A 13,189-nucleotide genomic window follows, 5' to 3' on the forward strand; every position below is an offset into this window, starting at 1 on the left:
TCGACCATGCCGGTGCAGCGCAAGCGGGGCCGGATCCCCGGCTGGCTGCGCGGGGTCATCTGGGCCGTGATCGCCATCGCCGTCGTCTCGACGGCGTCCTACTCCACCGGCGTCGCCGCGCTGACGTCGTCGAACACCGCGCAGACGGCGTTGCGCCTGGCGCTGCCGATCCTGCTGTGCGGGCTGGGCGGCCTGTGGGCCGAACGCGCGGGCGTAGTCAACATCGGTCTCGAGGGCATGATGATCCTCGGCACCTGGGGCGCCGCCTGGGGTTCGTACTACGGCGGCGTGTGGTCCGGCCTGCTGGCCGCGCTGCTGTTCGGTGCGCTGGGCGGGCTGCTGCACGCGGTGGCGACGGTGACGTTCAACGTCAACCACATCGTCTCCGGTGTCGCGATCAACCTGCTCGGCCTGGGTGTCACGAAGTACCTGGCGAACCTGATCTTCGCGCCGATCTCCGGCAACCCGCGGCAGTCGCCGGTGGTGCCGAAGTTCGACACCTACTCGGCCAGCGGTCTCTCGGACTGGCTCGGTGACCTGGAGAAGGAGCAGCGCGTCGGCATCTCCGACGTCGCCGGCATCCTGCGTGGCCTGGTCACCGAGGTGGCGCCGCTGACGATGATCGCGATCATCCTGGTGCCGGTGAGCTTCTGGGTGCTCTGGCGCACCCGGTTCGGCCTGCGGCTGCGTTCCTGCGGCGAGAACCCGGTCGCGGCCGAGTCCCTCGGCGTGAACGTCTACCTGCACAAGTACGTCGCCGTGATCATCTCGGGCGCGTTCGCCGGCATGGGTGGCGCTTCGCTGGTGCTGCTGCGCGGCGGCGCGGACTACCTGGAGAACCAGACGAACGGCCGCGGGTACATCGGCCTGGCGGCGATGATCTTCGGCAACTGGCGCCCGGGCGGCCTGCTCGGCGGCGCGGCGCTGTTCGGCTACGCGGACGGCCTGCAGCTCGCCGGCGGCGGCGAAGCGGTGCTCGCGCTGCTGTACGGCGCGGTGATCCTGGTCGCCGTGATCGTCGTCGTGCAACTGTTCCGGAAGCAGTGGATCGCGGCGGGGCTTGGCGTCGTCGGCGCGGGCGTGCTGTACGCGATCTACTGGGCCAACGACACGCTGCCGTCGGACCTGATCCCGTACACCGCGCACTTCGTGACGCTGATCGTGCTGGCCGTGGCTTCGCAGCGGCTGCGGCCGCCGAAGGCCGACGGACAGCCGTACCGACGGGGTGAGGACTGAGTGTCTACTGTGGATTGGGACGCTCTGCGTTCCCAGGCGATCGAAGCGGCTTCCCATGCGTACGCGCCTTATTCGGGCTTGCACGTCGGGGTGGCCGGGATCGTCGACGACGGCCGGGTCGTGACCGGGTGCAACGTCGAGAACGCGTCCTACGGGCTCGGGTTGTGCGCCGAGTGCACGATGGCCGGGCAGCTGCGGCTGTCCGGCGGGGGCCGCCTGGTCGCCGTCGCCTGTCGCTCCGGTGCCGGTGACCTGCTGATGCCGTGCGGGCGCTGCCGGCAGATCCTGTTCGAGCTGGGCGGGTCTGCGTGCCTGGTGGACACGCCCAGCGGGATCCTGCCGATGTCCGACGTCCTGCCGGACGCCTTCGGCCCGGACGACCTGCCGTGAACGAGCCTGCGAGTGAACCATTGACACAGCGCGCGTTCGCCGCAGTGGACGTGATCCGGGTGAAGCGGGACGGCGGCACGCTTTCCGACGAGCAGATCGACTGGGTCGTCGACGCGTACACGCGCGGGGTCGTGGCCGAAGAGCAGATGTCGGCGCTGGCCATGGCGATCTTCCTGAACGGGATGTCCCCGGCGGAGATCTCGCGGTGGACGCACGCGATGATCGCGTCGGGGGAGCGGCTTTCGCTTTCGGTGTCCCGCCCGACGGTGGACAAGCACTCGACGGGCGGGGTCGGCGACAAGATCACGCTGCCGCTGGCGCCGCTGGTGGCGGCGTGCGGCGCGGCGGTACCGCAGCTGTCCGGGCGCGGCCTCGGCCACACCGGCGGGACGCTCGACAAGCTGGAGTCGATCCCGGGCTGGCGGGCCGCACTGTCCACTTCGGAGATCCAGGCGCAGCTGGAAGACGTCGGCGCGGTGGTCTGCGCGGCGACGTCCGGGCTGGCGCCGGCGGACAAGAAGCTCTACGCGCTGCGCGATGTGACGTCCACTGTGGAGTCGATCCCGCTGATCGCCAGCTCGATCATGAGCAAGAAGATCGCGGAAGGCGCGTCCGGGCTGGTCCTGGACGTGAAGTTCGGGTCGGGCGCGTTCATGAAGTCCCTCGACCAGGCGCGTTCGCTGGCTGGTGCGTTGACCTCGATCGGCGCGGACCACGGCGTCCCGACGACGGCGTTGCTGACCGACATGAACGTCCCGCTGGGCCGGGCGGTCGGGAACGCGGTGGAGGTCGCGGAGTCGGTCGCGGTGCTGCAGGGCGGCGGCCCGTCGGACGTGGTGGCGCTGACTCTCGCTTTGGCCCGGGAGATGCTGGCCCTCGCCGGTCTCGACGTCGACCCGGCGGCGGTGCTGGCTTCGGGCGAGGCGTACGAGGTCTGGTGCCGGATGATCTCGGCCCAGGGCGGCGACCCTTCGGCGCCGCTGCCCACGCCCTCCCACGTGCACACGGTCGTCGCGCCGGCTTCAGGCGTGCTGGCTTCGCTGGACGCGTACGCGGTGGGCGTCGCGGCATGGCGGCTCGGCGCGGGCCGGGCCCGCAAGGAGGACCCGGTCCAGGCGGCAGCGGGCATCCTGTGCCTGGCCAAGCCGGGGGAGGCGGTGTCGGAGGGTGAGCCGTTGCTGGAGCTGCACACGGACACCCCGGACGCGGTCCCGGCGGCCTTGGCGGCGCTCGAAGGCGGGTTCTCGATCGCCGCTTCGGCCCCGGAGCCGGGACCGATCGTCGTGGAGACGATCCGGGGTTAGGACACCTGGATGGTGGCGGCGACCGGCTTGGCGCCGCTGCCACCGCAGGCGATGATGAAGGTGCCGGTGCTGTAGTAGAGGAAGTAGCTGCTCGTCGCCAAGGTGACCGGCCCGGCGGTGGGCAGCGTGACCTGGCCGGTGCCGCCGGTCAGCCGGAAGCTCGTGCCGGGCTCGATGACGGGGTTCGTCAGCCCGGTGGCGTCGGCCCGCCCCGAGGTGGCGCCGCCGACGTCGAGCACGACGGTGCCGGTGTACTTCCCGGCGGGTTCGGTCCCGCCGCCCCAAGCCGGCGCGACCTGCGTGACGTCGGCGTGCACGGTGACGGTCTGCCCGGCGGTGGCCGTGGCGGGCGCGGTCACGGTGATCTCGAAGGTCTTGGTCCCGGCGGGGCCGCCGATGGACCCGCACCCCCAGGTGACGGAGACGGTCCCGGCCTCGGCCGCGACCGGAACGGCCAGCGCGAGCCCGGCCGTGACGGCGGTGATCGTCGCGAGTCTCTTGAGCGCCTTCATGGTGAGTCCCCTCGTTGGTCGGACTCCGAGGGTCGCGAAGATCACCGGCGGGGGACGTCTCCCGAAATGCCGCGGTGGTCCGGTTCGCTGGGACGAGCGTCACGCAGATGATCACCCGGTCGAGTGAACGCCGGCGCCGAGGGAGCTGCCGCAGCCGCCCGAAACCGTCGGTGGTACTCGGTACGCTGGAAAACGGGGGCCGGAGGCCTGAGCCCGCGTCACCCGGACACGAAGAAGGCCCCCGCCGGATCCCGGCGGGGGCCTTCTCGCAGGTGCTTACTCCGTGGCTTCTTCCGCGCCTTCGGTCTTCGCCTTGCCGTCGGCCGGCTTGGGCGCGCGGCCGTTGCGGGAGCTGCGGCGCGGCTGGCGCGGGGCCGGCGGGGGCGGGGCGATCTGCTGGACCGCCGGGCCGCCGCCGAGCATCAGCTCCGCGAACGTCGCCATCGCCTCGTCGAGCTGGCCGCCGATGCGGCGGACGCTCTCGTCGTTGCTCCGGCGGACCAGCGAGTCCACCGAGTCGGTGTCCGGCTGCTTCGACAGCGTGCCCTCGACCTTCGACAGCCCCGCCTTGAGCGCGCCGTCGAGGTCGCCGATGCCGGACAGGAAGCCGTCCTCCACCTTGTCGAGGCGGCCGGCCAGGTCGTCGAGGCGGGTGGTGACCGTTTCGAGCCGGTTGCCCAGGTTCTCCAGCCGGTCGGACGCGTCGATCATCTCGCCGGTCTCGGTCAGCGCGACCTTGAGCGCCTCGGTGTTGGCGTCGATCCGCTCGTGGGTCGTGCGGCCCAGCTCGCCGACGCGCTCCTGCGTGACGCGGCTCAGCTCGTCGACCTTGCCCCGCAGCTCGTGGTCGGCGTGGTCGACGCGCTCGCGCAGCGCCGCCTCGGCCTGCTCGATCCGCTCGCGGACCGGGCCGTGCACCGACTGCGGCAGCGACTCGAGCTTCGCGTCCTGCTTGTCCAGGTGGCCGCCCAGCTCGTCGAGCCGGCGGTGGATGTTCTGGAGCTTGTCCTCGAGCCCGTCCATCCGGCCCGCGACGCCCTCGAAGCGCGCGGCGACACCGTCGAGCCGGCCGTCGAGCTGCGCGAAGGGCTTGGCGAGCTTGTCGACGATGCTCTCGACGGCGCGGGTCAGCGCGGCGATCGCGTTGTCCTGGGCTTCGAGGCGGGACATCGTCTCGTCGAGGCGCTCGGCCAGGACGCTGACCTCGGTGCGGTCGGGCATCTCGGAGAGCCGCTTGCGGACCGCGCCCAGCGAGTCCACCGGCGCGAGGCGGGCGTAGATGTCGTCGAGCGCGTCGAAGATCTGCTGCTGCTCGCTCTCACGCACTTCGGCCGCGCGCACCAGCATGTTGCGCATCCGGTCGAAGGACGGGGCGGCAATGTGGTTGTCAGTGGTCACTGCTGTGTGTCCTTCGTCGGCGGGGAAATGGAGGGACGTGCCACGAAGCTTATCGATTGCAAAAATTGCTGTCTGTATGGCCCCCGTGAAGAGGCTATTGCGGAGGCTGCCCCCGGATGGCCGATTCGGGACATGATCCTCGACGCTGAGGGTTAGCCCGAGCCTGAGAGTCACGGCCATGTAGGGGAATGACAACGAGGTTACCGTTGGGGGATGCCTGACGAAAGCCCTGTTCTGCCCACCGAGACACTCCGCCGCGCGCCCAAGGTGCTGCTGCACGACCACCTCGACGGCGGCCTGCGCCCGGCCACCGTCGCCGAGCTCGCCGAAGCGACCGGCTATGCCGGTCTGCCCACCACCGACCCGGCCGAGCTGGGCAGCTGGTTCCGCCGAGCGGCGGACTCCGGCTCACTCGTTTCCTACCTGGAGACCTTCGCGCACACCTGCGGGGTGATGCAGACGGAGGAAGCGCTGGTCAGGGTGGCCGCGGAGGCGGTGGAGGACCTGGCCGCCGACGGCGTCGTCTACGCCGAGGTGCGCTACGCACCGGAGTTGTTCGTCGAACGCGGTCTGTCACTCGATGCGGTGGTCGAGGCCGTCCAGGCGGGGTTCACGGAGGGCACCCGGCGGGTGGCCGCGAACGGCGGCAGCATCCGCATCGGGACGTTGCTCTGCGCGATGCGCCAGCACGCCCGCGCCCTCGAGATCGCGAACCTCGCCGTCCGCTACCGCGACGCCGGTGTGGCCGGGTTCGACATCGCCGGTCCCGAGGACGGATTCCCCCCGACCCGCAATCTCGACGCCTTCGACTATTTGCGCCAGAACAATGCACATTTCACCATTCACGCCGGTGAGGCATTCGGTTTGCCGTCCATTTGGGAGGCGATTCAGCACTGCGGCGCCGAGCGGCTCGGGCACGGCGTGCGCATCGCCGAGGACATCAAGACCGACACCGGCGGCACGGTCCACCTTGGACGGTTGGCCGCGTACGTCCGCGACCGCCGCATCCCCCTGGAGATCTGCCCGACGTCGAACGTCCAAACAGGCACGGTCCGCTCGATCGCCGACCACCCGATCGGCCTGCTCGCCAAGCTGCGGTTCCGGGTGACCGTGAACACGGACAACCGGCTGATGAGCGGATGCACGATGACCAGCGAATTCGCCGCGCTGCACGAGACCTTCGGCTATGGTATCGACGACTTCCGGTGGTTCACGATCAACGCGATGAAATCCGCGTTCATCGATTTCGACGCCCGGATCGCGCTCATCGACGACGTCATCAAGCCCGGCTACGCCGCGCTGGCCTGACCCGCTCCGCTTCGGACCGCAACTCGGTTGCGGTCCTTAGCCATGCCAACTATCGTTCACTATGTAGGAACAAAATCTCATAGTTTGAGACGGTGGCGAAGATGGCGCAGGTCGCGAGCGGTGCGAGTGAGCAGGTTTCGGCGAATTCACGGCGATGGCTCATCCTCGCGCTCGGCCTCGCGGCGCAGACGGCGAGCTGTTCCTTCCTGTACGGCATCCCGTTCCTGGTCCCGGCCATGCGCGCCGCCGAGGGGCTGACCCTGGCCGAGGCCGGCACGGTCGTCGCGGCGCCGAGCATCGGTCTCCTGTTCACCCTGATCGTGTGGGGCGCGGCTGCGGACCGTTACGGAGAGCGCCTCATCATGGCGCTCGGCCTGGGCGCTTCGGGGTTACTCCTGGTGTACGCCGGGGTGGGAAGCCACCCGGTCGGGCTCCTCTTTGGGGTGTTTTTGGCGGCCGGCGCTTGCACGGCTTCGGTGAACGCGGCGAGCGGTCGCGTGGTGATGGGCTGGTTCGCGAAGTCCGAGCGCGGCGTGGCGATGGGGATCCGCCAGACGGCCCAGCCGCTGGGCGTCGGCGTCGCGGCCTTGGGCTTGCCCCCGCTGGCGGCGCACTTCGGCTTCCGGGCGGCGGTGCTGCTGCCGGCGGGGCTGGCGATCGCCGTGGCGCTGCTGGTGGCGTGGCTGGTGACGGACCCACCGCGCCCGCCTCGCGCACCTCACTCGGCGGGCGCTTCGCCGTACCGGGAGGCGACGCTGTGGCGGGTGCACGGGGCGAGCGCGCTGCTGGTGGTGCCGCAGTTCGCGGTGTCGGCGTTCGCGCCGGTGTACCTGGTGGCGGTGCAGCACTGGAGCCCGTTGTCGGCGGGCTGGTACCTGGCGGTGGTCCAGGTCCTGGGCGCGCTGGGCCGGCTGGGGTCGGGCTGGTGGTCGGACCGGGTGGGGAGCCGGCTGCGGCCGATGCGGGTGTTGGCGGTGCTGAGCTGCTTGGTCATGCTCCTGGTCGCCTTGGGCGACGCCTCGTGGCCGTGGCTGGTGCTGCTGGCGCTGGCCCTGGCGGGGGTGATCACGGTGGCGGACAACGGCCTCGGCTTCACGGCCTCGGCGGAGCTGGCGGGCCTGGCGTGGTCGGGCCGCGCGATGGGCACGCAGAACACGGCCCAGAACGTCGCGGCCTCCCTGACCCCGCCGCTGCTGGGCCTGGTGATCGGCGACAGCAGGTACGCACTGGCGTTCTGCGTGGCGGCGGTGTTCCCGGCGCTGGCGGTGGCGGTGGTCCCGGTGCGAGCCGAACACGACTGACGTGTCGACCCCCCGATCACGCGTGATTGGAGAGTCGACACGACGAAGGCCGCCCCCCGAGGGAGGCGGCCTTCGCGGAACTCGAGATCAAGCCACCGTGAGGCGGTTCTCGAACGTCTCCACCAGCTTCCGCCAAGCGCTCTGCTCCGCGTCGAACGGCGCCGACGGCTCGAGGCGCGTCGGGTCCGGGCGGAGGACGAACGAGACCAGCCAGCCCAGGCTTTCGTTCGACGCCAGGGCCGTCTCGGCCGAGTCGTCGTCGGCCCAGTCCGCCGCGTCGGTGATCAGCTCGACCGCCAGCTCCAGCTGCGTCGGGTCGAGGGCTTCCGGGCCCTCCGCGATGTCCGCGTCCAGGCCCGTCAGGACGTACGTGTTCTCCGGGTCGACCTCGATCTCGAGCTCGCCCGCCGTCGCCTTGGCCAGGACCTCGTCCCACGTGGACACGTCCGCGAGGTCCGTGTCGGCCAGGTCCTTGCCGTCCGCCAGGGCGCGGGCGAGCGCGCCCGGCGACGTGAACACGTCGATCTCGCCCTCGCTGCCGAGGAACACCGGCTCGTCCTCGAGGTAGCAGCGCAGCGTGTAGTACTCCGCGCCGGAGGTGATGATCTTGATCGGGTCGATGCCGACCTCGGCCCAGAAGCCGACCGGACCCTCTTCTTCCTCGTCCGAGTCGTCCTCGGCGGCGGAGCCGAGCGGCTCGATGGCTTCGAGGTCCTCTTCGCCCTCGGCGCCGGCTTCGGCCTCCGCGGACTCCTCGTGGAACGCGGCCAGCTCCTCGGCCGTCTGCTCCAGCACCTTCTCGTCGACCTCCGGCTGGGTCACCAGGCCGTCGATCGCGTCGAGCACGGTGTCCCACTTCTGCGACACCGTCTCGGACAGGTCGTTCCACACCTGCACCCCGACGCTTCCGGTGAACGGCAGCGTGCCCTGGTCGAGCAGCGAGAAGCCCTCGGTCGAGTCGAGGATCTCGTGGACCTCCTCGAGGTCGCAGACGTCGGCGAGCGACCGCACGATGCCGACGATCTCCGCCAGCTCCGCGATGTGCCAGACGTCCGGCTCCTCGGCGACGAGCTCCGGGACGCCGACGAGGTCGTACGTGTGGTCCTCGTCCGGGATCAGCTCGGGCACGTTCAGCGACGGCACCGCGTCCCACGCCGGGTGGTCGAGCAGGTCGTGCCGCTCCGACGTGCGGACGAAAGCGGCCAGGTGAGCGGCGTCGGGGAAGGCGTACAGGTCGTCTTCGTCGCCGAGGAACGCTTCCCACTCCTCGCCGTCTTCCCGCCAGCGCGGCGCCCACAGGGTGACTACGTCGCCCTGCGGCAGGCCGAGTTCGATCGGGATGATGTCCTGTGCCATTCCTAAGCCCTCCGGATTACCGCCCGTGTGCGCGCGAGACCGGAAGTATGCTCCAGTCCATGCGCGGTACCGCGAAGCCTACGGGTTTCGCAGTCGCGATGCGATCGCCCCTGCCGACTTTGCGCTGAGCGGATGAGACGATGGGGGCCTGATGACTCTCACCGACCTCCTGCCCGCGGACCCCGACCCCGACGCGCTCTTCGAAGCCTTCTCCACCTGGACGGCCGAACGGGGCCTCGAGCTGTACCCGGCGCAGGAGGAGGCGGTGATCGAGGTCGTCTCCGGGGCGAACGTCATCCTGTCGACGCCGACCGGGTCCGGGAAGAGCCTCGTCGCCGTCGGCGCGCACTTCACCGCGCTCGCCCAGGGCCGCCGCAGCTACTACACCGCGCCCATCAAGGCCCTCGTCTCGGAGAAGTTCTTCCAGCTCATCGACATCTTCGGCGCCGAGAACGTCGGGATGATGACCGGCGACTCCAGCGTCAACCCGGATGCCCCGATCATCTGCTGCACAGCTGAAATCCTGGCGAACATCGCGTTGCGGTTCGGGGCGGACGCCCCGGTCGGGCAGGTCGTGGCCGACGAGTTCCACTTCTACTCCGAGCCCGACCGCGGCTGGGCGTGGCAGGTGCCGCTCCTGGAGCTGCCGAACGCCCAGTTCATCCTGATGTCGGCCACCCTCGGCGACGTCTCCTTCTTCGAGAAGGACCTCACCCGCCGCACCGGCAAGCCGACCGCGGTCGTCACGTCGGCGCAGCGCCCGGTGCCGCTGACCTTCCGGTACGCGCTGACGCCGTTGCACGAGACCATGTCCGAGCTCTTGAACGGTGGTCAAGCGCCGGTCTACGTCGTGCACTTCTCGCAGGCCGCGGCCATCGAGCGGGCGCAGACGCTGATGAGCATCAACGTCACGACGAAGGCCGAGAAGGAGGCCATCGCCGAGCTGATCGGCGACTTCCGGTTCTCCGCCGGCTTCGGCAAGACGCTCTCGCGGCTGGTCCGCCACGGCATCGGCGTCCACCACGCCGGGATGCTGCCGAAGTACCGCCGATTGGTCGAGACCCTCGCCCAGTCCGGGCTGCTCAAGGTGATCTGCGGGACCGACACGCTCGGCGTCGGCATCAACGTGCCGATCCGGACGGTCGTGTTCTCGGCGCTGACGAAGTACGACGGCGTGCGCCAGCGGCACCTCAAGGCGCGCGAATTCCACCAGATCGCCGGCCGCGCCGGGCGCGCGGGCTACGACACCGACGGCTACGTCGTGGTGCAGGCGCCCGACCACGTCGTCGAGAACGCGAAGGCGCTGGAGAAGGCGGGCGACGACCCGAAGAAGAAAAAGAAGATCGTCCGGAAGAAGGCGCCCGAGGGGTTCGTCAACTGGACCGAGAGCACGTTCGACCGGCTCATCGCGGCCGACCCCGAGCCACTGACGTCCAGCTTCAAGGTGACGCACTCGATGCTGCTGAACGTGATTTCGCGGCCGGGCAACGCGTTCGACTCGATGCGCCACCTCCTGGAGGACAACCACGAGGACCGGCCGGCGCAGCGCAAGCTCATCCTGCGCGCCATCGCGATCTACCGCGCGCTGCTCGCCGCCGGCGTCGTCGAACGACTGTCCGAACCGGACGAACAGGGCCGGATCATCCGGCTCACCGTCGACCTGCAGTTCGACTTCGCGCTCAACCAGCCGCTTTCGCCGTTCGCGCTGGCCGCCATCGAGCTGTTCGACCTCGAATCGCCGAGCTACGCGCTCGACGTCGTGTCCGTTGTGGAATCCACAGTGGACAACCCGCGCCCGGTGCTGTCGCAGCAGCAGTTCAAGGCGCGCGGCGAGGCCGTGAACGCGATGAAGGCCGAGGGCATCGAGTACGACGAGCGGATGGAGCTGCTCGAGAACGTCACGTACCCGAAGCCGCTGGAAGAGCTGCTGCAGGGCGCGTTCCACAGCTACCGGCAGGGCCACCCGTGGGTCGCCGACTACGAGCTCTCGCCGAAGTCCGTGGTGCGCGACATGTACGAGCGCGCGATGAACTTCGTGGAATACGTCGGGTTCTACCAGCTCGCCCGGTCGGAAGGGCTGGTGCTGCGCTACCTCGCGGACGTCTACGACGCCCTGCGCCACACGGTGCCGGACGAGGCGAAGACCGAGCCGCTGCAGGACCTCATCGAGTGGCTCGGCGAGCTGGTCCGGCAGGTCGACTCGAGCCTGCTGGACGAGTGGGAGGCGCTGCGCCACCCGACGGAGGAGGGCCCGGTTTCCACGCGGCCGCCGTCCGAGCCGCCGGCCGTCACGCGCAACGAGCGCGCGTTCCGCGTCCTGGTGCGCAACGAGCTGTTCCGCCGGGTCGAGCTGTTCGCGCGGCGCGCGTGGTTCCCGCTCGGCGAGCTCGACGCGGCGTCGGGCTGGGACGCCGAGGCGTGGCAGGAAGCGATCGAGGGCTACTTCGAGGAGTACGACGAGCTCGGCACCGGCCCGGACGCGCGCGGGCCGGCGCTCCTGCTGATCGAGCAGCAGCCGGACGTCTGGAAGGTGCGGCAGATCTTCGACGACCCGGCCGGCGACCACGACTGGGGCATCAGCGCCGAAGTCGACCTGGCCGCCTCGGACGAGGCCGGGATGGCGGTCGTCCACGTGACCGGCGTGGGCGCGCACTGATTGTTGCGGATTCCTGACTGGTCAGTCATCGTGAGCGCATGGTGGCGACAGTGCGGGAGCACCGGATCGGCGACGTGCGCTGGACGGTCGTCAAGGGTCCCCGGGAAGCCGCTTTCCGCGCACTGGGCGAGCACGCCGCGGCGGACATCCGGACGGTCCTGACGGGCCTGCCGTCGTGGCCGGTCACGGCCCGGGCGCGGCGCTCGCCGGTGCTGTTCCGGGCGATCGAATCGGCGTCCCAGGTGGAGCACCCGGAGGCGTACGCGGAGCTGACGGCGCTGGCCGCGGGCGCGGGCGTGCCGTTCGACGACCTGCTGCTGGCCAACCTCCGCGGCGACCTGGGAGCGGGCGACGGAACGGGCTGCACGGACCTGGCGTGGGCGCCGTCGCTGCTCGGCCACAACGAGGACGGCGCCCCGGTGTTCGACGGAATCGGCCGCCTGCTGACGCTCCTGATCGACGGCGAGCCGGGGGTGTGCGTGTGGTGGTACCCGGGGTTCGTCCCGGCCAACACGTTCACCCTGACGACGAACGGCCTGGTGTGGGGGATAGACAGCGTCAACGTGGTAGCGCCTTTGCCGTGCGCGGGCCGGCACTTCGTGGCCCGGACGGCGCAACGAGCTGCTTCACTCACGGCGGCGGTGTCGGTGTTGCGCACGCACGCTTCGGCGGGCGGGTTCGCGTACACGATGGGCCAGGTCGGATCGCCGGGGGTGACGGTGGTCGAGAAGGCGGGGCAGGAGACGGCTGTTTCCGTTGTGGAGAGTGGGTTTTCCTGGCACACGAACCACTTCCGGCGGTTGTCGCCTTCGCTGGACGCGGCTTCGGAGGAGAGCTTGAGGCGGGCGGAGGTGTGCGCGCACCTGGCGCCGTCGTCCCCGGACGCGAAGTGGCTGGTAGCGGCGTTGACGAACGGCGTTTACCGAGACGCGTCGGACGGCGATGAGCTGATGACGTTGAGCACGGTGGTGACGGATCTGGCGTCGGGGATGGTGACGCTGGTGCCGCGGGGAGGGGAGCCGCTGTGCGCCTTGGCGGCGGATCTGGCGTCGGGCAACGTCGCCGCGGTGAGCTGAGCCGGCCGGCCCCCTCTGGGGGCTCACCCCGCCGGCGCCAGGATCGCCTGGGCGTCTTGCCCGGCGAACCACAACCCGATCGCGAACGCCGCCGTCGCCTCCAGCAGCGCCGCCCGGGAAAGGTCACCCGCGAACACCGGCCGGGCGCCGATGTCGTGGACCAGGGTGCTCACCGCCTCCACCGCCGCCGGGTCGCCGCACAGGGGGACCGATAGCGGGCCGGCCGTCGAACACCGGTGGCTTCATGCGCCAGATGTCCACGTGGGCCAGGTTGAACGCCTTCACCACCTGTGCCTGTGTGACGATCCGGGACGCCACCGGAGCCCCCGTCAAAGCCGGGTCGTTGGTGCAGTCCACCAGCACCTTCCCCGCCAGCGAGCCCGCCTCCGCCAGCACCTCGCCGATCGCCGACGCCGGCACCGCCAGGAGAAGCACGTCGGCGAACAGCGCCGTCTCGTGCCAGGAACCGGTGGCCGCGCCGAGGCGGGTGGCCAGGGCAGCCGGGGCGGAACGGCCGCTCACCATCAGGTCGTGGCCCGCGCGCGCCCAGTGCGTGCCGAGCGCCTCCGCCATCGCGCCCGTGCCGAAGATCCCGATCCGCATGCGTCCTCCTTGTGCTTGGCTGGTACCAGCACGACGGTAGGCACCCGGG

Annotated in this window: 10 protein-coding genes and 1 pseudogene; 7 read left to right on the forward strand and 4 right to left on the reverse strand. The window is 70.5% G+C overall.

Translation table 11 applies throughout. The annotated features are described in order from the left end of the window. Positions 1–6: 6 nt before the first annotated feature. From C2L59_RS30680 to C2L59_RS30690, 3 genes are read left to right on the forward strand one after another with little or no spacing between them, the layout of a single operon-like run. Positions 7–1,236, forward strand: coding sequence for an ABC transporter permease (locus C2L59_RS30680; protein WP_103353149.1), 1,230 nt, complete (start codon positions 7–9; stop codon positions 1,234–1,236). Next, complete coding sequence (locus C2L59_RS30685; RefSeq protein WP_103353020.1) at positions 1,237–1,626, forward strand: cytidine deaminase; 390 nt, start codon at positions 1,237–1,239, stop codon at positions 1,624–1,626. It abuts the gene before it with no gap. A gap of 20 nt (positions 1,627–1,646) precedes the next feature. Further along, a complete protein-coding gene (locus tag C2L59_RS30690) occupies positions 1,647–2,930 on the forward strand; it encodes a thymidine phosphorylase (RefSeq protein WP_103353021.1) in 1,284 nt (427 codons plus the stop codon). On the opposite strand, the gene C2L59_RS30695 is transcribed toward C2L59_RS30690, so the two are convergent. Then, positions 2,927–3,442, reverse strand: a complete 516-nt coding sequence (locus tag C2L59_RS30695; protein WP_103353022.1) for a hypothetical protein — start codon at positions 3,440–3,442, stop codon at positions 2,927–2,929. The genes C2L59_RS30690 and C2L59_RS30695 overlap by 4 nt on opposite strands. A 276-nt stretch (positions 3,443–3,718) precedes the next feature. Then, positions 3,719–4,840 (reverse strand): PA containing protein, encoded by a 1,122-nt coding sequence (locus tag C2L59_RS30700; RefSeq protein WP_103353023.1) that lies wholly within the window; start codon positions 4,838–4,840, stop codon positions 3,719–3,721. A 213-nt stretch (positions 4,841–5,053) separates the two neighbouring features. Between C2L59_RS30700 and C2L59_RS30705 the strand changes: the two genes are divergently transcribed. Together C2L59_RS30705 and C2L59_RS30710 are read left to right on the forward strand one after the other, a co-directional pair. Further along, the gene (locus C2L59_RS30705) at positions 5,054–6,148 is read left to right on the forward strand and encodes an adenosine deaminase (RefSeq protein ID WP_103353024.1); all 1,095 of its coding nucleotides are present in this window, start codon (positions 5,054–5,056) and stop codon (positions 6,146–6,148) included. A 101-nt stretch (positions 6,149–6,249) separates the two neighbouring features. Beyond that, positions 6,250–7,449 carry an MFS transporter gene (locus C2L59_RS30710; protein WP_103353150.1) on the forward strand — a complete coding sequence of 400 codons (1,200 nt, stop codon included), beginning with the start codon at positions 6,250–6,252 and terminating at the stop codon, positions 7,447–7,449. Between the two features lie 87 nt (positions 7,450–7,536). Here the strand turns inward: C2L59_RS30710 and C2L59_RS30715 are convergent, their stop codons facing one another. Further along, positions 7,537–8,805, reverse strand: a complete 1,269-nt coding sequence (locus tag C2L59_RS30715) for a primosomal protein (protein WP_103353025.1) — start codon at positions 8,803–8,805, stop codon at positions 7,537–7,539. Between the two features lie 151 nt (positions 8,806–8,956). On the opposite strand from C2L59_RS30715, the gene C2L59_RS30720 reads away from it, so the two are divergent. Both C2L59_RS30720 and C2L59_RS30725 read left to right on the forward strand, forming a co-directional pair. After that, complete coding sequence (locus C2L59_RS30720) at positions 8,957–11,461, forward strand: RNA helicase (RefSeq protein ID WP_103353026.1); 2,505 nt, start codon at positions 8,957–8,959, stop codon at positions 11,459–11,461. 38 nt (positions 11,462–11,499) lie between these two features. After that, a complete protein-coding gene (locus tag C2L59_RS30725) occupies positions 11,500–12,537 on the forward strand; it encodes a C45 family peptidase (protein ID WP_103353027.1) in 1,038 nt (345 codons plus the stop codon). Positions 12,538–12,560: 23 nt separating this feature from the next. On the opposite strand, the pseudogene C2L59_RS30730 reads toward C2L59_RS30725, so the two are convergent. Continuing rightward, positions 12,561–13,140, reverse strand: a pseudogene (locus C2L59_RS30730) (NADPH-dependent F420 reductase). Positions 13,141–13,189 lie beyond the last annotated feature (49 nt).

It is taken from the genome of Amycolatopsis sp. CA-128772 (genome assembly GCF_002904295.1).
Lineage (GTDB): Bacteria > Actinomycetota > Actinomycetes > Mycobacteriales > Pseudonocardiaceae > Amycolatopsis.

Bases quoted from the DNA above. Each gene is read 5' to 3' on its own strand.
- C2L59_RS30720 (WP_103353026.1), top strand. From the start codon at position 8,957: ATGACTCTCACCGACCTCCTGCCCGCGGACCCCGACCCCGACGCGCTC.
- C2L59_RS30725 (WP_103353027.1), top strand. From the start codon at position 11,500: ATGGTGGCGACAGTGCGGGAGCACCGGATCGGCGACGTGCGCTGGACG.
- C2L59_RS30695 (WP_103353022.1), bottom strand. From the start codon at position 3,442: ATGAAGGCGCTCAAGAGACTCGCGACGATCACCGCCGTCACGGCCGGG.
- C2L59_RS30715 (WP_103353025.1), bottom strand. From the start codon at position 8,805: ATGGCACAGGACATCATCCCGATCGAACTCGGCCTGCCGCAGGGCGAC.
- C2L59_RS30705 (WP_103353024.1), top strand. From the start codon at position 5,054: ATGCCTGACGAAAGCCCTGTTCTGCCCACCGAGACACTCCGCCGCGCG.
- C2L59_RS30680 (WP_103353149.1), top strand. From the start codon at position 7: ATGCCGGTGCAGCGCAAGCGGGGCCGGATCCCCGGCTGGCTGCGCGGG.
- C2L59_RS30710 (WP_103353150.1), top strand. From the start codon at position 6,250: ATGGCGCAGGTCGCGAGCGGTGCGAGTGAGCAGGTTTCGGCGAATTCA.